This window comes from Ruegeria sp. CDSB136, assembly GCF_059610965.1.
The window spans coordinates 11,126-33,725 of sequence record NZ_JBXWOP010000025.1 but is presented as its reverse complement, the minus strand read 5'-3'; the positions used below and the strand labels follow the sequence as shown (position 1 = coordinate 33,725).

Sequence of the window (22,600 nt, the reverse complement as noted above, 5' to 3'; positions counted from 1 at the left end):
GCGACTTCAGCTTTCTGCGCGCTGTTGAACCGAAACGCGCGTCCTGTTGGCAAAAGCAACCAGTGACAGCATCACCGGAACTTCGACCAGAACCCCGACCACAGTCGCCAGAGCGGCACCGGAATTGAGGCCGAACAGGCTGATGGCGACGGCAACCGCCAGTTCGAAAAAATTCGAGGTTCCGATCATGGCGCAGGGTGCGGCGATGCGATGCGGAACTTTCAGCGCATAGGCCGCGCCATAGGCAAGCGCGAAGATACCATAGCTCTGAATCAGGATCGGAACCGCGATCAGCAAGATGACAAGCGGTTTCGAGAGGATTGTCTCTCCTTGCAGGCCGAAAAGGATGACGACGGTTGCGATCAGGCCCATGACCGACCACGGCTTGACACGCGCTGAAAAGGCGTCAATCGCCGCTTGCGAGCCCAGTTTGCGACGGGTGATCAGCCCGGCGATCAGGGGCAGGACCACGTACAGCACGGTTGCCAGAACCAGGGTTTGCCACGGCACCGAGATGTCCGTTACGCCCAGCAGAAAGGCAACAATTGGCGCGAAAGCCACGACCATGATGAGGTCATTTACCGACACCTGAACCAGCGTATAGGTCGCATCGCCCCGAGTCAGTTGAGACCAGACGAACACCATCGCCGTGCAGGGCGCCGCGCCAAGCAGGATAAGGCCCGCTGTGTATTGGGCAGCATCCTCGGGTTCGATCCACGGGGCAAAAACGTAATCGAAGAACAGGACCGCCAGCAGCGCCATGGTAAAGGGTTTAATCAGCCAGTTGACCGTCAGGGTAACGATCAGACCGCGGGGCTGGCGTGCCACGCCCGCCACCGCGCCGAAATCGACGCCGACCATCATCGGATAAACCATCGCCCAGATCAGTACAGCCACCACAAGGTTGACACTGGCCACCTCGGCCGAGGCAATCAGCCCGACCAGTCCAGGCGCGGCAAGGCCAATCAAAACACCTGCGACCATGGCAAGGGCGACCCAGACGGACAGGTAGCGTTCAAAAACAGTCATGAGAGGGCCTCGGACGTCTGGTCGATGAGTTTGCCGGATGTCAGAGCAGCAGCGGCGACCATCACCGCCGCCGTTCCCAGAACCAGCGGCAGGCCCCCGACCTGATAGGTGAGGCCGGACAGGACGGTGCCGATCAGGCGGCCCGTCGCGTTGGCCATGTAATAAAACCCCACATCCATCGTTACCCGCTCCGATTGGGTGAAGGCCAGGATGAGGTAGGAGTGCAATGCAGAATTGACGGCGAAGATCGCGCCGAACGCCAGCAAGCCCAGAACCAGCGTTGCGGTCAGCCATGTCTCGGGACCCGAGGACAGCAGAACCGCCAGCGTTAGAGCCGCAGGAACGCAGAACAGGGCCGCAGCCCAATTGCGTGCGGCCTGGATCAGGTCGCCCTCGCTGCGCTCTGCCGCGTGCAGGATTTTCGGCGCACTGGCCTGTACTGCCCCGTACAGGATCACCCACAAAGCCATGAAGGTTCCGATCATGAAGAACGCTGCGCGGTTGCCTTCGTCAGTTCCGTCCGACAGAACGGCATAGAAATAGATCGGGATACCGACCACAAACCAGACGTCCCGCGCGCCGAACAGAAAGACGCGTGCCAACGACAGCCAGTTCACATTGGTGGATTTCGAGAAGACCTCGGAGAATTTTGCGCCTTTGCGTCCTTTGGGCAGGCCGGGCGGCATCAGAACGAAGACTGCGATCAGAATGATTGCAAGCACAATGGCCATGGCCAGCGTGGCCCACATAAAGCCCAGCGTCGCCAGCAACCCGGCCCCCAGCAGAAAACCCAACCCCTTCACCGCATTCTTCGATCCGGTGAGGATGGCGACCCAACGAAACAGCCCGTCGCCTTCGGCCGGGGCCAGCAGCTTCACTGCGGATTTTGAAGACATTTTGGCCAGATCCTTGGCGATCCCGCTCGCCCCCTGAACGATCATCACAAAGGCTACTTTGGCCGGAATGTCCCAGTTAGGATCTAATTGCGTCAGGGCAAGCAGCGCCGCGACCTGCAAGCAAAGCCCCGCGTAAAGCGTTGATGCCAACCCGAACCGCGCCGCGAACCAGCCGGCCGCCAGGTTCGTGCCCATCCCGGCGACTTCATACAGGACGAACAGATATGCCAACTGCACCGGCGAGAACCCCATGGTATGAAAGTGCAGCAACACCAGCATACGCAAGGCTCCGTCGGTCAGCATAAAGGCCCAATAGGCCGCCGTGACCGCGATATAGGCCGACAGTCCTTCGGGCCGCTGGGTCACAGCGCGTTTCCAACCATCATTGCGACGTCCACCAGACGGTGTGCGTAACCCATTTCATTGTCGTACCACGCGTAGACCTTCACCTGCGTCCCGTTCACCACCATGGTCGACGGCGCATCGATGATCGAAGACCGTTCGTCATTGGTGTAGTCGGTCGAAACCAGCGGCCGGGTTTCATAACCCAGAATACCTTTCAGCTCACCTTCGGCTGCAGATTTGAAGAAGGCGTTGACCTCCTCGGCGGTGGTTTCACGTTCCACTTCGAACACGCAATCGGTAAGCGAGGCGTTCAGCAGCGGCACCCGCACTGCATGGCCGTTCAGCCGCCCTTTCAGTTCCGGATAGATCAGCGTGATCGCCGTGGCCGATCCGGTGGTGGTTGGAATCAGCGAGTTCAGCGCGGACCGGGCGCGGCGCAGGTCTTTGGCGGGGCGGTCTACAATGGTCTGTGTGTTGGTCACGTCATGGATTGTTGTCATTGAACCGTGGCGGATGCCGAGGTTTTCGTGAATGACCTTCACAACTGGCGCCAGACAATTGGTGGTGCAGGAGGCCGCCGTCACGATGTGATGCGTGGCGGGGTCATAGGTGTCTTCGTTCACGCCCATCACGATATTGGCGGTGGGGCCGTCCTTGACCGGGGCCGAAACAACGACCTTCTTCACGCCCGCCTCAAAATACGGAGCCAGCTTGGCTTCGGTTTTGAATACGCCGGTGCAGTCGATCACCACATCGACACCGTCCAGTGGCAAGGCGTTCAGGTCTTTGGTTCCGATGAAGGGCAGGCGCGTCCCGTTAACCGTGACGCTGTCCGCATCATGCGCAAATGTTGCGTCCCAGCGCCCGTGCACAGTGTCGAACTCCAGCAGATGCGCATGCATCGCCGGGTCGCCAACTGCGTCATTGATCCAGGCGATCTTGGCGCCCTTGTCCAGCAAAGGCTTCAGCGCCAGTTTTCCCATCCGGCCCAGGCCGTTCACAGCATATGTCGTCATTTCATGTCCCCGGCGACATTCCTGCCGATGTCATCGACAGCAGATTGCAATGCGATCCGGTCGAGGCTTTCGACCGGCAACGATATAAAGGTTTCGATGCGCCGTTTGAGCGCGCCGTAAGCGTTCTGAAAGGCCAGCGCTTTCTCCGCGTTGGTGCCCTGCGCCTTGACAGGGTCGACCATGCCCCAATGGCCGCTGATCGGCTGGCCCTCCCAGGCCGGGCATTCCTCGTTGGCTGCCTGATTGCAGACGGTAAAGACAAAATCCATTTCCGGAGCGCCGGCCTCGAAGAACTCGGACATATGTTTGGAACGCAGGACCGAAACGTCATGTCCCTTGTCCTTCAGAACCTGAACGGCAAACGGGTTCAGTTCAGAGGTGGGCTGGGTTCCTGCGGAATAGACATTGAAACGATCCGGTCCAAGGGACCGCAGCAACGACTCCGCAAATATCGAGCGGGCGGAATTGCCGACACACAGAAACAATACGTTGTACTTGCGCTCGGTCTTGGCACCATCTCCTTTTGTGAAGGGCATGCAGATATCCGGCCGGCCACGGCAGCAATCGACGATCAAAAAGTCGAGCATGCGCTGCACGTTCGTCATTTCAACCGAATAGAGCAAAGAGGTTCCGGACCGCGTCTGCGACACCAGGCCCGACCGCTGCAGAGCGTTGAGGTAGTTGGACATCGTGCTGGGCTTGATGCCCAGTTCGGTTGCCAGCTCTCCTGCGGGCACAGTATCGGGAAACCGCCGCATCAACATGCGGAAAACGGTTATCCGCTGCGGGTGCCCCAGGATTGACAACTGTTCTGTGATTCTTTCTATCATATTTCATGAAATATTGAATTAATAGTAACATGTCAATCTGTATGACAAAGGTGGGCATTAAAATCGGAACCCGTTGATTCCGGTTTGACCTCATGATCCACGGTTCAAAACGAGCATTGGAGATGTCTGATCTATTCCGTCTGGCGGGTGCCAAGATCGTGGATTTTAAGGATTGCTTCCCCACATCTCATGGAATGCCTCACTTCAGTGAAAGGCGGGTCTGGAGTGGAAAGACCTTCGATGGTGCCAAGGCAAAACAGCGCGATTCACCGGCGAAGTGGAAACCGCAATGATCAACGTACCTTTTACAGAAGCAAGCAACACCCACTCGACCAGTTCATGTCCGCTGGACAAGTCTGCGCGAAGGCATTCCCGAACAGCGCGCCCAACATCGACTGACCACTTGATAAATAGGGCCATTAAATCGGCCGGTTCCAAGAAGGTTTGAAAGGCCAAGGGATACGGAGGTTCATCCTTGGACCAAAGTAAGGCAAGTAAGCCGTGAAACTTGACAAGCATCGATGTACTCGGCGCAACAGTTTCCGGACCATGTTCGGCTGGCTCAATAACACGCGACGCGTCGCGACCCGATCCGGCAGTCAACCGAAAGTCTACATTTCCACCATCGCCCTCGCGGCAACCATCATCTAACGGCGTTGAAAGTCAACGAGTCATAACTCTGCAAATAGGCTCGGACTTAACTTTGCGGAGGACATTGCTGAGTTTTTTCCAGGGCAATCCGCCAAGTGAGATGGTCCGCAAAGCAGTCGAAGCCAACGGTTCGTTCGCGCGTTTTGCCGATCTGTGCTACCAAGAGACAAACAGGGTGGTAACGGAAATGGAAAAGAGCGACGAACTGCGAAAAATCCAAACCCAGGGAGTTCACCATGTCACGCTTGTCGGAGCGGATCGGCAAACCTCGATCGACTTTTGGGAAGGTGTGTTGGGTATGCCGTTTGTCTTCGATCAACCGAACCTCGACAATCCGAATGAGGGGCATCTTTACTTCGATCCCGGTGACGGTCGATTGATTACCGTCTTCACAAATGAGGACCGCAAGCCTGACCCAACCGTTGTTCCCGAAGACACCGGGTCACTGCACCACCTTGCCCTGAACGTCAGCCAAGCGACATTCTGGCAGGTCCCGGCCAGGCTTGATGCACGCGGCGTCGTGCATACCGGTCCTGTCGATCGCGGATTCATGGATTCGATTTACTTTCGTGATCCGCTCGGGCTGCGGATCGAATTGGCCTCGTACCGATTTGAGCCACCCGAAGGCTGCCGGCACGCCGACGTTATGATAGAAGCGCACCGCATCCGGGTGGCTCGCGGAGATCACCATATCGACAAGGAACATCTTGCTGACGCCATTGAGCTTCTGGTGCGAAGGGATCAGCAGAGCCTGTCCGCAGACCGCTCGGCCAGAAACCCCTACTCCTGATCGATGCAGGGGATCTTTGCGAGAACGCCTGAATCATATTGACCGTGTTCCAACAGATTGAAGTGGGCAGGCTGAAACAATGGAAGTCTTGATACGAATGGCATCGACTGAGGCCGAATTCGAACAAGTCCGCGACTTGTGCCAACAGTGGTTGGACTGGCATTGGAAAAACTACCCAACCGACTGGCCAACCAAAGGAAACCCAATGGACCCGGTCCGGTTTCAGGCGATACTGGACGATCTCCCCTCTCTACATGCCAGACCACATGGCGGCATTCTTCTCGCGTTGCTCGATGATCAGCCGGTTGGATGCGTGATGTACAACGAGGCGCGTCCCGGAGTTGCCGAGTTTAACCGCATGTTCGTGAACGACAATGGTCGTGGCTTTGGAATTGGTCGTCAGCTATTGAGCCACATGTTCGAGCAATTGATCAAAGACGGATATCAACGTGTGCGCTTTTCTTCAGCGAAGTTTCTCACGCACGCCCGATCAATGTATGAAGCTGCCGGCTTCGTGGACGCACCACATTCCGAGGGATTTCCTAGCGAATGGCAGCCGTACGTCTATTTCATGGAGCGTCCTCTTACCGAAGGCTAGCAGCTTTCCGGCTCAAGAAGGTCGGCTCGGGCTCAGGGGGACATCAACCGCATCGGCGGTGTGATGCGAGGTTCGAATTACGGCGGCTGGTTGCGTCCGTCTCAGCCGTATTTTCAGTCACCAACAGCAACAGTTGAGTTTCTGATGGTTAAGGAATGTCTCGTCTGGAAGCGATCCGGCCAAACAGTATTGTGGAGCAAACCTGTAATCGCTGGAAGAAGAAATGCGGCGGAATGGGCGTTGATGACTTGAAGGAACCTCAGCGCTTCCGGAACGAAAACGAACCGCCAAAAAGGGCAGTTCTTTTGACGATAGACAAGCTGATTCCGACCGAAGCAGAAACATTATTCTTTCGCTGAACTATCCAATACTGACTGAGCGGTTATGTCATCAACCACCAAGGTATTGACGTGTTCGCCATTCAATGCCGCCAGGATTGGCTCAACCTTTTCTTTTCCACTTGCCACGCCAATACGGATGGGAACCAACTTGGCATCTGAAAGCGGCAGGCTGACCAGTCTGGAATTTAGTTCACTGCTGCATAGCTCGCCTGCGGAATTGACCAGATGCCCCAGCAGCTCGGCCCTGACGCCGCTGTCATACAGCTGAATCCTGTCCTCTTCTGACAGGGGGTGAGCTTGGTAGTAGGTTGCATCCTCTCCGGTCACGGCGCCCAATCCCAAAAGCGAGACATTTGCGTTTCGCGCCTGATTCAGCACATCCCGTACCGCTCGGACCGACATAAGCATGTCACGCTCTTCTTTGGTATCGGCGTGCAGGGGGATGTGTATGAGGGTAGCCACACCGCCAAGCCCGTCCGCAATGCGCGTCGCAATATGGTTTACATCCGTATAGTGTTGCCCCTGAACGCCGCCGGTCATTGGAATGACCCTGTTTGATGTGGACCTCTTGGGCCGCAGGTGGTTGGCCACGACGCTCAGCGCCTTGCCGCCCGAGATTGCGATGACGTCGTCTTCTTGCACGATTTCCTGAAAGTATTGGGCTGCGGCTTTGCCGACCAGATCCAGTGTGGTGCCTGCATTTTCGGTGACCGTATCGACGACCAGAAATTCGACACCGGACCATCGCTGCTTCAGTTGGTTTTCCAGATCAAATAACCGTTGGAATGGGCTGTGGATCCGAAACTCGACCATACCCATCTCGCGGCCTTGCTTGATGAGTCGGTTCACCTTGGCGGTCGATAGCCTAAGGTTCTTCGCAATCTCGGCTTGCAGCTGACCTTCCTGAAAATGCAAGGTCAGGACGCGGGCAATCAGGCGCAGGGTATCGGGATCGGGTCCGCTGGCGTTCAACTCTCGTTGTCCTTTCTGCTCACCAAATGGTTCGACGCGGCCGCCAGCAACAACACGGTGCCCACGACCAGAGTTTGGAAATAGGCGGGCACAAGTGTCAACATGCCAACTGTCAGGGACATGATGATCAACGCGCCGATGAAGGATTTCAAAACACGCCCCTCACCGCCGCTGAAGGCTGTACCACCCAACAGAACCACAAGTATAGCGGTTAATTCCATGCCATCGCCTGACAGCGGATCACCCAGCGACATAAAGCTGGACCGGGCAATCCCGGCCAGCGCAGCGCAGATGCCGACCAGCACGTAAAGGATGATCACCGTGCGAGCCGTATTGATGCCCGAGAGTTTCGCCGCTGTTGGGTTGCCTCCAGTTGCCGCCGCGTATTTACCCAGCTTCATCCGATCCTGCGCAATGATCATCGCAATCGTCACCAGAACGGCCACCCAGAAGGCCCAGGGCAGGCCAAACAGAACGCCATCGCGCCCGTAGTCGTTGAACCAACTCGGCATTTTCAGCCCGCCGCCGGATTTGATGGCCGAGACGCCATCTTCGACCAGCAGCAGCGCAATGCCCTTATAGAGGCTCAGTGTGATCAGCGTTGCAATGACCGGTGTGATCTTCAGCCGGATTACCAGAAACCCGTTGATCGCGCCCAACAGAACCCCCACCAGAACCGTCGCAAGAAAGGCGGGCAGGAAGGGTATCCCGTTGATGGCCAGAAGGGCGTAGACGACCGCGCTCAGGCTCATGGCGCTGCCCACGGACAGGTCGATATAACCCGAGATCATCAGCAGTGTGAAAGCTCCTGCCAGTGTCAGGATCGGGGCCGAGATGCGCAGGATGTTGATGATATTTCGCTCGCTCAGAAAGTTGCCGCGCTCGAACAGCGGGAACTTGTCCAGGTTGGCGGTGCTCAGCAGCACGACGACGAGGATGAGGACCAGATAGATGTAGTAGTCTTTCAGGAACCGTTTCACACGGTCTCCGGCTCTGGGGTTTTGGGTAAGGTCGGTCATCACGCGTGCCTCCGCGCCAAAGCCCATGTCTGGGCCATGATCGCGATGAACACCGCGATGGCCTTGAGGGTGAACTGCCAGTCCGGTGACAGCACCAACCCCGTCGCGGCCGAGGTCACGGTGGCCAGAACGATCGCCCCAAAGAACATGCCGATAATCGACCCGAACCCGCCGGCAATCGCAACCCCGCCCAGAAGAGAGATGACAAGCGCGTCGAATTCCATCAGTGTGCCGCGGTTGGAAAAGCCCGATTTGAACTCGGATGCCAGCAGAATCCCCACGGCCCCGGCAACAAAGGCGCTGAACAGGTAAAGCTTCACCACATGCCGCGCGTTGTCGACGCCAGACAAACGTGAGGCCACCGGGTTCGCGCCGATCAGATAGGTCAGCCGTCCGAACACCGTCTTACGCTCAACAAAAACGGCCACGAGGATCAGAATCACCATCAGCACCACCGGCAGTTTGATCGAGGTGCCGAACATGGTCATGTTCCCCAGCGTTCCGAAATCCGAGGGCAGGTTGGTGTTGCGCTGCGAACCTTGGGTAATCACCTGTGCAATTCCGCGCGCCAGCATCATGGTGCCCAACGTGACGATGATTGACGGCACACGCAGCACAACCACGAAGACCGCGTTGATGGCCCCGATCAGCATTGCCCCGATCAGCGCGCAGACCATTGCCAGCGACGTCGGCATCCCCCAGCCTGAAGAAAGTGCATTCGCCCCATCCGTAGACTGCGCGAACCACACCGCCAATACGCCCGAAAGCGCCACGATACCGCCCACCGACAGGTCGAAGTTTCCCGAAACCAGCAAGAACGTGACCCCAACGCCCAGCGAAATCACCGCCCAGTTATTTGTCACCAGATTCACAACGTTCTGAAACTGGAAGAAGTTGGGCACCAAAACGGAGGCGAGCGCGAAAAGTGCCATGGCGGCCCCCGCTACCAGAGAGGTGATGAACATCTCGTCACTCAGACTGTTGTCCCGCTCAGCCAGCCTTCGGCCCTGAATTGCCTGATCGGTCATGAGTTTTCACCGCCCCCACCGGTAACGACATTCAGGATACGCGGAATGTCGACCTCTGCCCCGTTTTTGATCTCGGCCTCGATGCGGCCGTCATACATCAGAAAGACCCGGTCGCAGATGCCCAGCACCTCTTCCAGTTCTGACGAAAAGATGCAGATCGCGCGGCCGTTGTTCGCCAGGTCGCGGATCAGATCGTAGATTTCGGATTTTGCGCCCACGTCGACGCCGCGCGTGGGTTCATCCAGCAACAACAGATCCGCATCAGCGAACAGACATTTGGACAGAACAACCTTTTGCTGGTTTCCGCCCGATAATTTCTCGGCGTATTTCTCGATGGAATTCGTCGCGATCCCCAACTTGCCGACATACTCGCGAGCGACTTCTTTTTCGCGCTCATCCTGAAAGATGCCGAACCGGGCCAGCTTGCGGATGTTCATGATCGGAATATTGCGACGGATCGTAAGTTCGGTGAACAGGCCCTGCGTGCGCCGTTCCTCGGGAACCAGGGCGATCCCTGCCGCGATGGCTTCCTTGGGCGAGGCCGCGCGTTTGCGGTTCTTGAAATCTATCTGCCCTTCGGCCTTGTCAGCCCCATATATCGCCCGTGCGACCTCGGTCTTGCCTGCACCGACCAGACCGTAAAAGCCAACGATCTCTCCCTCATTTACATGAAAAGACACGTCTTTCAGCAGGTGATTGCTCAGACCTTTGACTGTCAGCACCGGACTATCCGCAATTTCGCCGCGCGGCTCATAATCATGAGTGATCGCGCGTCCCACCATCATCTCGATCAGTTCAGGGCGGCCGTTTACTTCGGTCAGTGGTTTGGTGGCGATGTGTTTGCCATCGCGCATGACGGTAACATTGTCACCCAGTTCAAAAATCTCATCCAGCTTGTGCGAGATATAAATGACCGTCACGTCCGCGTCCCGCAGCCGCCTGATCACGCCGAACAGGCGCTCCACTTCACGCTCCGACAGCGCTGCGGTCGGTTCGTCCATGATGATGATGCTCGCACCCGAGGACGCGGCACGGGCGATCTCGACGATTTGTTTCTGCGCGACGCTCAGCGAGGACACACGCGCTTTGGGGTCAATTGTCGGCTCAATCGCTGCTAGAGTTTTGATCACGCGGTCTTCAAGGTCTGACTTGACCAGAAAACCAAAGCGACTGGCTTCCATCCCCAGTGTCAGGTTTTCCTCGACGGTCAGTTGATCAACCACATGCAATTCCTGAAACAGCGTCCCTACACCGCTTTCACGGGCATCCTGGGTGTTGTTTGGCTCATAGGCCTGGCCCTGGATGGCCATCGTTCCGCTGGTCGGGGCCAGTGCCCCGGTCAACATCTTCACGATGGTCGATTTTCCGGCACCGTTCTCTCCGACCAGGCAATGCACCGTGTTGCGATCAATGTCGAATGACACGGTGTCCACGGCCCTCACGCCGGGGTAGTCCTTGGTCAAATCCCTGACGGACAGCGCTTTTTCGGCAAAAGCAATCTGCACGATCATCCCCTTTTAATCCGCAAGCCTCCGACCGGCGCAAAGGGCCGCGTCCCTGGATCAAGCTTATCCGAGTTTGGATGCGTTGCCACCAGCGCCGGAACCCCGTGCGGGTTTGCGGTGTTTGAGCAGGCAGCATTGCAAGAACCGGCTGGGCAGATCAGGCCCGTTGTCGACCAACGGACCTGTTTGCCAAAGCCTGGTTCAGTCAACGCCCTTCAGCCACCGAACTGGTCCTTCAGCCACTGCTCGGCCTCTTCCTTTGGCATGGACCAGTAGGAAACAGTGTAGGCCTTGTAGAAAAACTCTTCCGCCGTGTCCGAGGTCCGTTCGATCTTGCCGTCCAGCACATCCATGATCAGGTCAATCCGGCCCTGCGCGGTTTCCACAGGCGGCAGACCCATCGAAACTTTTAGGCTGGAAGCAGGATCATAAACCTGTTCGAACTCGACCGAGTCAAAGTCGACACTGGCCACAATCTCGGTCAGCGGCTTGCCATTGTCGAACTTGCCGCGCCCCAGCTGCGCCAGCCCGGCCATCGTTCCCACGGTCAGGTTCGATGCTTCGGAATAGATCAGGTTCACTTCGGGGCGCTGTGTCAGCAGGTCGACGATGATCTGCTTGGCTGCTTCCTGGCCCTTGCTGGAATCCAGCGCGCCCAGATTTTCGGCGTCGGGATCAACCGACAGGACACCTTCGGCAAATGGCGCGGTCCGGCCCGAGTTGACTTCGGTATGGTTTGGCCAACCCAGTTGCACCATGACGATAGGTTTATCGGGATGTGCCTCTTTCCAGGCCTTGGCCATTTGCGCGCCCATCTCGAACGACACGGCGGCTTCATCGCTTCGTGCGGTCGGAATGCCGGTATCCGTGATCGGGCTGAAGAACGAGGTCATGACGATATCATCTGCCAGCGCATCCTCGACACCGGGTGTGGCGGCCTCGGCATCCCAGATGTGCAGTGTGGCAGCATCGAATCCACCTGCTGCAATTTGGTCAACGTTCTGAGTCATGACGGCTGAATCCGCCCGGCCATCAAACACCACCACCTCAGCGCCGTACTTTTCTTTTGCGTAACGCTCGGCCTCGGCGGCCTGAGACTGGTGAAACACGTTCGACAAGTCAGATACAAAGAACGCGATCCGCTTGCTATCATCGGCAAAGGCTCCGGCGCCTCCAACAAACGTCAGTGTTGTTGCCAGCAGGCCGGCCTTGAATACATTCCTCCGCTGCATTTTCTTCTCTTCCCTTTTGTTTTCTCCAGAGTGCGGTCGATCCGGGACAGAGCGCTCCGGAGCCGCGATCTCAGCCAATGCCCCTCCTCAGGAATTGAAACTGAAATATATTGCAGTGATTGTTATTATTATCATTCTGAGGTGCACAGTCAACGTTTTTGGCGGTTCTGCGGCTAAGATGTTCCGTGAGATCGGCCAGTATATTTTTCGCGTATATTGTTGTTTTTATTGTATATTTTTTACACCCATGTCTTGCATACTCCACATGCGAATTGCCCCTCTGTCACCAGAACTATGACAGAGAAAATAATATTGCGGAAACTCAGCAAAAAATCAGAAAAACGAATCCCTTGGCCCTTAGGTTTTGGCCAGTTTTTGAACCGAAATCTGGGCCTTTCCCTTTACGATTTCTTTGAACCTGGCCATGTGCGGCATGCGCCCGTGATTGGCAATCGCCTCGGCATCTGACCAGATTTCATGGATCAGAAACTCAGCCGGTCGGCTGGCTGGAACAAACACGTCATAGCCTTTGTTTCCCGCCTCTTCGCGGCTGGCAGCGGCCAGATCATCTATGGCAGCGCGCAACAATTCCCACTGGCCGTCTTCCGGCACGATCCGCGCGATGATCACGACTTCCGACACTTGTCAGACTCCCTTGCGGATCATATCCGCCGCCTTTTCCGCGATCATCACAACAGGTGACGCGGTGTTTCCCGAAACGATTTTCGGCATGATCGACGCGTCGACCACCCGCAATCCCTTCAGCCCATGCACCCTGAGATCCGCGCCCACCACGGCTGAGGCGTCCGACCCCATCTTGCAGGTGCCGACGGGGTGGAAAATCGTGGTGGCGATATCCCCGACGCCTTTCACCAAGTCGTCTTCGGACTCCATCACCGGACCGGGCAGGATTTCTTGCGGCTGATAGGGTTTCAGAGCGTTCGCCGTCATAATCATCCGCGCCTGCCGCACGGATTTCACGGCGACCTGTTTGTCATTATCGGTTGACAGGTAGTTCAGGCGAATGTCAGGCTGCGCCTTGGTATCCGCCGCCTGAATATGGCAGGTGCCCGTGCTTTCAGGGCGCAGGTTGCAGACCGATACGGTGATCGCCGGGAACGGGTGCAACGGGTCGCCCAGCTTGTCCGTGGACAGGGGCTGCACGTGGTATTCCAGATCTGGCGTGGCCAGATCCTGGTTGGATTTGGTGAACATGCCGAACTGGCTGGGAGCCATCGACATCGGCCCGGATTGCGTCAGACCGTATTGAAGAGCGATCTTCGCCTTTCCAACCAGGGAATTCGCCATCGTGTTCAGAGTTTTTGCGTTCTGGACTTTGAACACCGTCCGGATCTGCAAATGGTCCTGCAGGTTCTCGCCGACACCTTGGCTTTCGTGGTGCAGAGCGATTCCGTGATCAGCCAGAACATCGCCTCGCCCGACACCCGACAATTCCAGAATCTTGGGCGAGTTGACCGCTCCGGCCGCCAGCAACACCTCGGCCTGGGCAAAAGCTTCGCATCGCTCGCCTTTGTGCTGATAGCGCACGCCCGTTACCTGTTTGCCGTCGAACAACAGCGTCTCGGTCTCGGCGTGGGTTAAAACACGCAGGTTGGGGCGTTTCATCGCCGGGCGCAGAAAGCCTTTGGTCGTGTTCCAACGCACACCTTTACGCTGATTGACCTCGAAAAAACCCGTACCTTCGTTATTGCCATCGTTGAAATCGGCGCGCGGCAGAATGCCGAACTCCTTGGCGCCTTCCTGCACGGCTCTAAGGATGTCCCATTCCAAACGCTGTTTCGAGACCTTCCATTCACCGCCATGCCCATGCATGTCGGTCCGCCCGGCATGGTGATCCTCGGATTTCAGGAAATAGGGCAGCACGTCATCCCAACCCCAGCCAGTATTTCCCAGCTGCCGCCAGTGATCGTAGTCCGCCGCCTGGCCCCGCATGTAGATCATGCCGTTGACCGACGTGCATCCCCCCAGCACCTTACCGCGCGGATAGGCCAGAGAACGCCCGTTCAGCCCCGGTTCGGGCGCGGTTTTCATCATCCAGTCGGTACGTGGATTGCCGATGCAATAGAGATAGCCAACCGGAATATGCACCCAGTGGTAGTTGTCTGAACCGCCTGCCTCGAGCAGCAGAACTCGTGTTTTGGGGTCTTCGGTCAATCGGTTCGCCAGAACACATCCGGCCGTGCCTGCGCCGACGATGATATAGTCGTAGTCCCCATCAAGTTGCCGGGCGTCTGTCATGAATGTCTGGTCTTTCTGATTAATACGCGACGACAAGTTTGCCGATCATGCGGCCGGTTTCAATGATCCCATGAGCTTCTTTCAGCGTGTCCGCCGACAAGCCCCGCAGCGTTTTGGTTTCAGTTGTCCGAATGATCCCGTCATCAACAAGTCTGGCAACCCGCGCCAATATCTGCCCCTGACGCGCCATATCCGCGGTGCCAAACAGAGATCGCGTGAACATCAGCTCCCACATCAATGCGGCAGATTTGCCTTGCAGGGCTGAGATGTCCAGCTTTTCATCCGTCTCGACGATGGTCCCGATCCGTCCCTGTGGCGCGATCAGTTCGCACATCGCGTCCCAATGCTGCGCGGTATCGGCGTATTGGGTGATGTAGTCCACGGTATCATGCCCGACGGCCCGGAAATCGGCGACAAGATCGCGGTGGTTCACCACCTGATGCGCACCCATTTCCTTGCACCACTCGGTGGTTTCCGGGCGCGAGGCGGTTGCGATCAGGTGCAGGCCAGTCAGCTTCCGCGCCAGTTGCAAAGTGATCGATCCGACCCCTCCGGCCCCGCCTATGACCAGCAGACTGGCGGGAGTCTCATTGGCGGGCACTTGCAGACGGTCAAACAGCATTTCCCACGCGGTCAGCGACACCAGGGGAAGCGACGCTGCTGCTTCGGGGCTGACCGAGGACGGTGCCACGGACGCAATCCGATGATCAACCGCCTGCAACTCTGCATATGATCCCGGACGATTGGCATCACCCGCGTACCAGACCCGGTCGCCTTTGGAAAAACCAGTGACCTCTGCGCCCATTTCGCGGACAATCCCAACCGCGTCGTATCCAAGAATGAACGGCTCCGCATGATCCTGATCGGCGGCTGTCCGGATGCGCCGTTTCGCATCTGCGGGGTTTACCGAGACCGCCTCGATTTCCACCAGAAGATCGTTTGGCAGCACGACCGGTTCCGGCAGGTCGACATCCAACAGGCTGTCCTGTGCTTCAATCGGCAGTGACTTCAGAAACCCTACAGCTTTCATTTTTCTACCTTTCAAATGTCGTTTGAGCGTCGTCCCAGAACCCGCGCATCGCTTCGATCAACCCGAGATACTTGGCGTACCGGGTGTCGTAATGGCGCTGCATCGCCGCATTCGGCTGGAACTCAGAGTCGCAGCGGGTCATCTGACCAATCGCGTCTTCGTATGTTTCATAAATTCCGGTCGCCACCGCTACTCCGATGGCCGCGCCCAAAGCGCCCGTTTCCTGCGCCTCGGCCACATAGATCGGCACGCCAAGGCAATCCGCGAACATCTGCGGCCAGACCGGGCTGCGTGAGCCGCCGCCAGACAGAACCGCCTGGTCGAATCCGACGCCTGCGGTTTTCAGAACCTCGATATGGCGGCGATGCTCGAACAAGACGCCCTCGAACAGGGCCCGCAGCATGTGGCCTTCGCCATGCCAGCCCGCGACTCCATAGAACCCGCCCCGGAAAGACGCCCCCTGTCCCGAGCCGTAGAGAAAGGGGTGAAAAAACGGATCGTCTGGCGCGGGATCAACCTCCGCCACTTTGGCATTGCAGTGCCCGAACGGGTCGTCATGATGACCTCCGCGTTCGACGAACTCGCGCACATACCACTCCAGATTGGCCGCCGACGTGGCACTGGCCTCGATATTCACGAACCGGTTCGGACCAAAACCCGACACCATGAACAAGTCGTCATTGACCGCTGGCGCATCCGAGAAAACCTGATTGATGCTCCAGGTACCCGCGATGATCGAAGCCTCTCCGGCGCGCACGACCCCCGAACCCATCGCGCTGGAGACCACATCGAAATAGCCGCCGATCACCGGTGTGCCCTCGGCCAGACCCGTTGCGACGGCGGCCTTTTGACTGACGGTTCCGGCAATATCCGCCGGATCGATCAGGCGCGGAAGCATCTGGCGCGCATCACTCAGGCCATAAAGTGCCAGCAGGCCGTCGTCATAGGTGCAGTCGGGCATGCGGGTCATGCCGCAACCTGACATGTCCGAAATCTCGCTGACCCGCTCACTGGTCAGCTGGTAGGTTATGAAATCCTTGCACAGCATAACCGTGCCGGTTCGCGCATAAAGCTCGGGTCGGTTCCGTTTGATCCAGGCCAGAAGAACCGGGGTCTGTGACGGCCACGGCTTTTGCAGGCACAACGCGTGCAAGGCGTCGCCGGCCACCTCGGAAAGCTCCTGAGCCAGAGATGCGGCGCGCGTGTCCAGCGATTGGATGCCGATCAACGGCGCGCCCGCCTTGTCCAGCAGGTAAAGCCCGTTGCCATGCCCGGCACAGCCAACGCCGATGATCTGGTCAGGGGTTATCCCGGCCTTGTCGATACATCCGCCGATCACCTGCCGGGCATTTGACCACAACTCGTTCAGGTCACGCTCGACATGCCCTGGCTGCGGCGTCGAGGACTGCCCGTCCAGCGCCTGCATCGCCACAGGGCGCCCCTGCAGGTCAAAAAGCACAGCCTTGATGACTGTGTTTCCTGCATCCAGCCCCAGAATATACCCGTTCTCAGCCACTGTTATAGATATCCCACGCTTCTTCACCGCTTGCGTTATTGTGGATCATCGCCATCAGAGCGGCCACAACTGCCTTGGGGTTGTCATGCTGATAGATATTGCGGCCATAGACCATGCCCTGCGCGCCCTGTGCCATCAGCGCCGCCGACTTCATCAGAACGGTCTTAAGGTCTTCCTTGCCACCACCACGCACCAGAACCGGCACGCGGGCGGCCTCGATCACGCGGTGGAAATCCTCGGGGTTCTCGGTTGGGTCCGCCTTGATGATGTCGGCCCCCATTTCCGAGGCCAGACGCACCAGTGTCACGATCTTCTCGGCATTGCCATCCACCTGGTAGCCTCCGCGCACATCGTTGGGCAGCATGACCAGGGGCTCGATCATCAGCGGCATCCCGTATTTGTGGCAGGCTGCGCGCACCTTGCTGATATTCTCGACGCATTGGCGGAACAGTTCAGGCTCATCCGGCAGCATGAACAGGTTCACAACGACGGCGGCGGCGTCCATTTCCAGCGCGCCGATGATCGGTTCGTCTGCGTTTTGCAGCATCGACCACATCACCCGGTGGCGCTGATCGTTGTAAGGGTTGCCCATGTCGATCCGCATCACCAGCGCGGGCTTGTCCTTTTCGGGGCGCGATTGCAGCAGATCGGCCTGCCCGTAGGCACATTGGATCGCGTCCGGCCTGGCCCCGATCAGCGTGTCCATAACACCCGCCATATCCTCCAGCCCGACCATAAAGCTGGGCTCGTTGCAAACGCCGTGGTCGATCGCCACATCCAGACATCCCCCGTTCGTGAACATCCGGTTCATCCGGGCCTTGGTGCTTACACGCATTCTGTTCTCCGTTCCTTGTTTCGTGCGGTCAGAGCCTCGGCGGACACGCCGTGAAACTCGGACAATTCGTGGATCAGGGCTTGGATCTGATTGGTAATCTCTTGTTGGCTGAGACCACGTTCATCGACAAAGATGCCACCCAGCCGGTCCAACAGTACTTCGGAAATCTGGCCTGTTATGGACAGCGCGGTCCGGCGCAGGACAATGTCGGACAGGGTTTCGACAAATTCGGTGCGCATCAGCCAGATGATCTCGGCCCTGGTGTAAGAGCAGCCTTCCGCCAGAGGCGTGTCGTCAACCAACTGGCAGAACAGCGCAACATCATCCGCTTGACTGCCGTAGTGCCCGATCAGGTGTTGTGCGCGATCAGGTGTAACGTGGAATTCTTCTTCCAGCCGGATTTCCAAGGTCCGCGGATCATCGGGGAACTGCGCGCCGCCGCCAATGGCAAGCCCCAGGGTCGAAGTTTGCCGGGGCTTGCCCAACTCGGCCAGAACCTCATCCCCGGTCTGTTCTCCAAAAGCGCGGAACGTGGTCCATTTGCCGCCGACCATGCAGAACTGGGGAACATCTCCGTCCAAACGTCGCGTGAAATGGCCGCGCGATATTCGACCGGTGAAATCGTGATCGCTGCGTGGCAACGGACGGATGCCGCTAAAGCTGAACACCACCTGGTCGGGCGTGACCTTGATCTTGGGAAAAACCAACCGAAGTGAGCCGAGGATGTAGTCGAGTTCCTCCGGCTCGCAGCGCACCCGCGCGGCTTTCTCGACGCGGATGTCAGTCGATCCGGCCAACACCTTGCCCTGATAGGGGAACACGATGCACACCCGCCCGTCCGTGTTTTCGAAATAGACCATATGACCACCAAGCGCCTGAAACAGAGCCGGGTTTTCGACGATCAGGTGCGAGCCCTTGGTGCCCGAGACCATCTGCTCATCCAAGGTGCCACCCAGGACTTGCACGGTATCGTCCAGCCAAGCGCCGGTCGCGTTTACGATTACCCTTGGATCAAGTTGCAGAGTCTCGCCGCTGCGCCTGTCGATCACTGAATAGCCATCGCCATCTGTTGCCATCTCCGCGTAGTTAAGGGCAACGCATTCCGGGACCGCGATCTGAACGTCGCGGATCATTTCAACGCATAAACGTTCGGGATGGGTGATCTGCGCGTCGTAGTACACCGCTGAACGTGTGGCTTTTGGCGTTAGCGCGGGCCAGTCCTTGCGTGTGCGACCAACGCTGTTGAAATGATGCCTGGGCAGAATTCGCCGCTTGCGCGTCACCCAGTCATAAAGCGACAGACCCAGCTTGATCGGCACCGCCCCGCGGCTGGAGGGTTTGCCATGCCGGCCGACAAAGCTCGCCGCGGCATTGAACATTCCGGAAAAGACCGAGGTTACGGGGATCACCGTCGGCAAAGGCCGCACCATGTGTGGAGCATTCACCAAAAGCGCATCACGTTCCTGAAGCGACTCCCGCACCAAATCGAACTCGCCGTTTTCCAGATAGCGCAGGCCACCATGGATCATCCGGGATGGCGCGGCACTACAGCCCGAGGCAAAATCGTTGCGTTCAACCAGCAGCACCCGAAGTCCCTGCAGGGCAAGATCGCGGTAGACACCGATTCCGTTCACGCCCCCGCCAATCACCACCACGTCAAACGCGGCGTTCTCGCGCAGTTTTGTCAGGTGTTGTTGTCGTTGTTCTGACATGATGGTCCTGTTTTTCGCGAAGGCTTCGATGGTTCAGCTGTCCAGATCGCTCAGATGCGCGCGGGCTTGGGTGTCGATCTCGGCGATCTCGGCTTCGGTCAGGCGCAGCCGCCCTGCCTTCGCATTCTCGACTGCCTGTGCTGCATCCCGCGCACCGCAAAGTGAGAAGGTGATCCCCGGCTGCTGTACCGTCCAGGCGATGACAGTCTGTGCCAGCGTCGCGTCATGCCCTTCGGCAATCGGTGCGATGGTCGCCATCAGGTCCGCCACCTTCTGGCGGTTCGCCATGGAAAAGCGCGGGTTGTCCTTGCGTTGATCATCGCCGGTAAACTCACGATCCGGACCGATCTTGCCGCTGAGCAACCCCAGTGCCAGCGAGGAATAACTGAGCACGGATACGCCATTCTCACGGCACATCGGCAGCAAAGTGCCTTCGATATCGCGCTTGACCATCGAGTATTCTTCCTGGATGGCGTCCAACTGCCCCGCGGCCACATAGGCCCGTACCTCGTCGACCGAGGTGTTGCTGGCCCCGATCGAGCGGATCTTGCCTTGCTGTTTCAGGGTTTCCAGCGCCTCCATCGTCTCGGCAATGGGTGTGGTCGGGTCCTGCCAGTGGGTGATGTAGTGGTCGATGTAGTCGGTGCCCAGGCGGGTCAGGCTCTGCTCAACCTCATGGATGATCGCGTCCTTGCCCAGATAGCGATGCACCGGCTTGCCGTCATAGTCGAAGAAGTGGTTTCCCTTTTGCGTATGCCAGACCAGCCCGCATTTCGTGGCCAGCACGACCTTGTCGCGCCGACCCTTTAGCGCCTTGCCCACAATGTCTTCAGCGACGCCCTGACCATAAGCGGGGGCCGTGTCGATCAGCGTCACCCCCGCATCGACCGAGGCCTGAATTGCCGCAATGGACTTCGCCTCGTCCGTGCCGCCCCACATCCAGCCACCGATGGCCCATGTGCCCAGCCCGATGACCGACGCTTCGATCCCAGACGTTCCGATTTCCCGTGTCAGCATCTCATGCGACATCCCGTGTTCCTTCCATTTCCTGTATGACTGCGGTCGCTGTATCTTCGTCCAGGATCAGCGAGTTGAGAAACTTTCCGTTCAGCACTGCCTTGATTGGCTGCACTTTCTGCGCCCCTGCACTGACCCCGATCACGCGCGAGCACTGCGCCAGATCGGATGGTGAAACCGACACCAATCGTGAGTTCAGTGCATAGTTCGACACCGACCCGTCGATATGGATGAGATGGGCCAGGAGCTCTCCGATCACGCCCATGCCCACCAGCATCTTGCGATCCGCCTCGGGCACAGGGTGCAGGTCGTAATAGCTGGAACCTTCCGGCTCGATCGATCCGACCCCGACCAGAGCGACATCTGCCCGGCGGGCCAGGTCCAGTACCTCGCGGATCGAGGAGACCTGTTCCAGCATGTCGCGCTGTTCACGGCTTTCGGCGAACAGCGGTGCGTGCAACAGCATGGTTTTGCCGCCCAACCGGTCTGCCATCTGCGTCGCCAGATGGTTAACGTCCGTGTAGTACTTGCCCTGAATACCCCCCGTCAGCGGTACAACGGTCACGTCAAAATCACGCTCGGGTTTCAGCGCCTCGACCGTTGCACTGACAGCCTTGCCGCCAGTGATCGCGATGACATCCCCATCCCGCAGGGTTTCAACCAGATGATTGGCGGCAGCGCGGCCGACCTGTTGTAGCGTCGTCTCGGCGCTGCCAGCGACCGACGGGGTGACGATGGCGTCGTTCAGACCGGTCGACCGGGCCAGATCACGTTCGATATCCATCAACGTCTCGAACGGGCTTTCGATATCGATTTTCACCATGCCCATATTGCGACCCTGCGTGATCAGACGGTTGACCTTCGAGTTCGACAGGTTCAGCGTCCGGGCAATATCGGCCTGCTTCTGACCTTCCAGGTAATGCAGGACCAGAACGGTGTGGATCTGCCGGATCAGTTCGAAGTCTTTCTTCTTGTCCACCATCACCCGCGCCTCTTGTTCAGGTAGTGGTCGATGGTGACCGCCGCCAGCAGGATCGACCCACGGATGATGTCCTGCCAGTAGACCGACACGTCCAGCAGCGCCAGCGAACTGGACACCAGCGACAACAGGATGACGCCGAGGATTGCGCCAAGGATCGACCCCGAGCCGCCATTCAGACTGGCCCCGCCGATCACTGCAGCGGCGATGATGGTCAGTTCCAGCCCCAACCCGAACGTCGGCTGCGCCGAGCCGAACCGGGCCATGTAGATGATGCCCGCCACGCCGCAGAGCGTTGAACACAACGTGGTGGTCAGAAAGATCACCTTCTTCGTGCGAATGCCCGAATAGGCCGCGGCCTTTTCGTTGGAACCGGTATAGAACACTTTCCGGAACATGGTCGTGCGCCGCAGCATGAAATCAAAGGCGATCACGAAGACAAGGAAGATGATGATCACTATCGGGATCGGTCCGACAGATCCCTGTCCGATGAATTTGAACTCGGGCGGCAGGGTGTATAGCCCCAGCGGCCGTCCACCCGTGAACAACAGGCAAGCCCCCCGCGCAATTACCATGATCGCCAGCGATACGATGAAATGATGCAGCCCAACGCGGGTTACGAAGAACCCCATGAAGGCCCCGATGGCCGTACACAGAGCGATCGCCATGGCCGAGGCTACCCACGGGTTCACCCCGCTCAGGAAAAGCCACCCGGCGATCACCATGGCCAGCGCTGTGACCGAACCGACCGACAGGTCGATCCCCCCCGAGATCAGCAGGATTGTCATGCCGATCACCAGCAGTCCGTCCACCGCAAAGGCCATCGACATCGCCCGCATATTGGCCCAGGTCAGGAAATAGGGTGAGGCGAAGGACATGATCAAAAACAACGCCAGAATGATGACAATCAACCCCGTTTCGCGCATTTGAAACAGGCGTTTCAGCGGCGGTATGCTTTCGGCGGGTCCCGCTTGGGTCAGGTTCACGGTGTTGTCCATAT

The 22,600-nt window shown here is 58.1% G+C and carries 21 protein-coding genes; 3 read left to right on the top strand and 18 right to left on the bottom strand.

Annotation, left to right across the window (positions count from 1 at the left end; translation table 11 throughout):
• Nucleotides 1-6: 6 nt before the first annotated feature.
• From arsB to AC2FIR_RS21420, 4 genes are read right to left on the bottom strand one after another with little or no spacing between them, the layout of a single operon-like run.
• The gene (arsB, locus tag AC2FIR_RS21435; RefSeq protein WP_496747486.1) at nt 7-1,029 is read right to left on the bottom strand and encodes an ACR3 family arsenite efflux transporter; all 1,023 of its coding nucleotides are present in this window, start codon (nt 1,027-1,029) and stop codon (nt 7-9) included.
• Complete coding sequence (arsJ, locus tag AC2FIR_RS21430; protein WP_496747488.1) at nt 1,026-2,291, bottom strand: organoarsenical effux MFS transporter ArsJ; 1,266 nt, start codon at nt 2,289-2,291, stop codon at nt 1,026-1,028. The genes arsB and arsJ overlap by 4 nt, the downstream gene beginning before the upstream one ends.
• Nucleotides 2,288-3,286 (bottom strand): ArsJ-associated glyceraldehyde-3-phosphate dehydrogenase, encoded by a 999-nt coding sequence (locus AC2FIR_RS21425; protein WP_496747490.1) that lies wholly within the window; start codon nt 3,284-3,286, stop codon nt 2,288-2,290. The genes arsJ and AC2FIR_RS21425 overlap by 4 nt, the downstream gene beginning before the upstream one ends.
• Nucleotides 3,283-4,116, bottom strand: a complete 834-nt coding sequence (locus tag AC2FIR_RS21420) for an arsenate reductase/protein-tyrosine-phosphatase family protein (protein WP_496763079.1) — start codon at nt 4,114-4,116, stop codon at nt 3,283-3,285. The genes AC2FIR_RS21425 and AC2FIR_RS21420 overlap by 4 nt, the downstream gene beginning before the upstream one ends.
• A gap of 856 nt (nt 4,117-4,972) precedes the next feature.
• On the opposite strand from AC2FIR_RS21420, the gene AC2FIR_RS21415 reads away from it, so the two are divergent.
• From AC2FIR_RS21415 to AC2FIR_RS21405, 3 genes are all read left to right on the top strand, one after another.
• Nucleotides 4,973-5,557 (top strand): VOC family protein, encoded by a 585-nt coding sequence (locus AC2FIR_RS21415; RefSeq protein ID WP_496747528.1) that lies wholly within the window; start codon nt 4,973-4,975, stop codon nt 5,555-5,557.
• Nucleotides 5,558-5,636: 79 nt separating this feature from the next.
• Nucleotides 5,637-6,155, top strand: coding sequence for a GNAT family N-acetyltransferase (locus tag AC2FIR_RS21410; RefSeq protein ID WP_480813342.1), 519 nt, complete (start codon nt 5,637-5,639; stop codon nt 6,153-6,155).
• Nucleotides 6,156-6,310: 155 nt separating this feature from the next.
• Complete coding sequence (locus tag AC2FIR_RS21405; RefSeq protein ID WP_496747495.1) at nt 6,311-6,514, top strand: hypothetical protein; 204 nt, start codon at nt 6,311-6,313, stop codon at nt 6,512-6,514.
• Here the strand turns inward: AC2FIR_RS21405 and AC2FIR_RS21400 are convergent.
• The 14 genes from AC2FIR_RS21400 to AC2FIR_RS21335 all read right to left on the bottom strand — a co-directional run bounded on the left by AC2FIR_RS21400 (nt 6,500) and on the right by AC2FIR_RS21335 (nt 22,598).
• On the bottom strand, nt 6,500-7,468 hold the full coding sequence (locus AC2FIR_RS21400; protein ID WP_496747496.1) for a sugar-binding transcriptional regulator: 969 nt from the start codon (nt 7,466-7,468) through the stop codon (nt 6,500-6,502). The genes AC2FIR_RS21405 and AC2FIR_RS21400 overlap by 15 nt on opposite strands.
• On the bottom strand, nt 7,465-8,487 hold the full coding sequence (locus AC2FIR_RS21395) for an ABC transporter permease (RefSeq protein ID WP_496747498.1): 1,023 nt from the start codon (nt 8,485-8,487) through the stop codon (nt 7,465-7,467). The genes AC2FIR_RS21400 and AC2FIR_RS21395 overlap by 4 nt, the downstream gene beginning before the upstream one ends.
• Nucleotides 8,487-9,515 carry an ABC transporter permease gene (locus tag AC2FIR_RS21390; protein WP_496747500.1) on the bottom strand — a complete coding sequence of 343 codons (1,029 nt, stop codon included), beginning with the start codon at nt 9,513-9,515 and terminating at the stop codon, nt 8,487-8,489. Before AC2FIR_RS21390 ends, AC2FIR_RS21395 begins: the two co-directional genes overlap by 1 nt.
• Complete coding sequence (locus tag AC2FIR_RS21385; protein ID WP_496747501.1) at nt 9,512-11,020, bottom strand: sugar ABC transporter ATP-binding protein; 1,509 nt, start codon at nt 11,018-11,020, stop codon at nt 9,512-9,514. The genes AC2FIR_RS21390 and AC2FIR_RS21385 overlap by 4 nt, the downstream gene beginning before the upstream one ends.
• 215 nt (nt 11,021-11,235) lie before the next feature.
• On the bottom strand, nt 11,236-12,252 hold the full coding sequence (locus AC2FIR_RS21380; RefSeq protein ID WP_496747502.1) for a sugar ABC transporter substrate-binding protein: 1,017 nt from the start codon (nt 12,250-12,252) through the stop codon (nt 11,236-11,238).
• A gap of 357 nt (nt 12,253-12,609) precedes the next feature.
• Nucleotides 12,610-12,894 (bottom strand): putative quinol monooxygenase, encoded by a 285-nt coding sequence (locus AC2FIR_RS21375; RefSeq protein WP_480813336.1) that lies wholly within the window; start codon nt 12,892-12,894, stop codon nt 12,610-12,612.
• Nucleotides 12,895-12,897: 3 nt separating this feature from the next.
• On the bottom strand, nt 12,898-14,511 hold the full coding sequence (locus tag AC2FIR_RS21370; RefSeq protein WP_480912417.1) for a GMC family oxidoreductase: 1,614 nt from the start codon (nt 14,509-14,511) through the stop codon (nt 12,898-12,900).
• Between the two features lie 19 nt (nt 14,512-14,530).
• A complete protein-coding gene (locus AC2FIR_RS21365) occupies nt 14,531-15,541 on the bottom strand; it encodes a zinc-binding alcohol dehydrogenase family protein (RefSeq protein ID WP_496747505.1) in 1,011 nt (336 codons plus the stop codon).
• Between the two features lie 4 nt (nt 15,542-15,545).
• Nucleotides 15,546-17,057: an FGGY-family carbohydrate kinase gene (locus AC2FIR_RS21360; protein WP_496747507.1), complete on the bottom strand. Its 1,512-nt coding sequence runs from the start codon at nt 17,055-17,057 to the stop codon at nt 15,546-15,548.
• A complete protein-coding gene (locus tag AC2FIR_RS21355) occupies nt 17,050-17,892 on the bottom strand; it encodes a class I fructose-bisphosphate aldolase (RefSeq protein ID WP_170816877.1) in 843 nt (280 codons plus the stop codon). The genes AC2FIR_RS21360 and AC2FIR_RS21355 overlap by 8 nt, the downstream gene beginning before the upstream one ends.
• A complete protein-coding gene (locus AC2FIR_RS21350; protein WP_496747509.1) occupies nt 17,883-19,604 on the bottom strand; it encodes a glycerol-3-phosphate dehydrogenase/oxidase in 1,722 nt (573 codons plus the stop codon). The genes AC2FIR_RS21355 and AC2FIR_RS21350 overlap by 10 nt, the downstream gene beginning before the upstream one ends.
• A gap of 33 nt (nt 19,605-19,637) precedes the next feature.
• Nucleotides 19,638-20,633 (bottom strand): aldo/keto reductase, encoded by a 996-nt coding sequence (locus AC2FIR_RS21345; protein WP_496763075.1) that lies wholly within the window; start codon nt 20,631-20,633, stop codon nt 19,638-19,640.
• On the bottom strand, nt 20,623-21,603 hold the full coding sequence (locus AC2FIR_RS21340) for a sugar-binding transcriptional regulator (protein ID WP_496747512.1): 981 nt from the start codon (nt 21,601-21,603) through the stop codon (nt 20,623-20,625). The genes AC2FIR_RS21345 and AC2FIR_RS21340 overlap by 11 nt, the downstream gene beginning before the upstream one ends.
• On the bottom strand, nt 21,603-22,598 hold the full coding sequence (locus AC2FIR_RS21335; RefSeq protein WP_480527160.1) for an ABC transporter permease: 996 nt from the start codon (nt 22,596-22,598) through the stop codon (nt 21,603-21,605). Before AC2FIR_RS21335 ends, AC2FIR_RS21340 begins: the two co-directional genes overlap by 1 nt.
• Between the last annotated feature and the right edge of the window lie 2 nt (nt 22,599-22,600).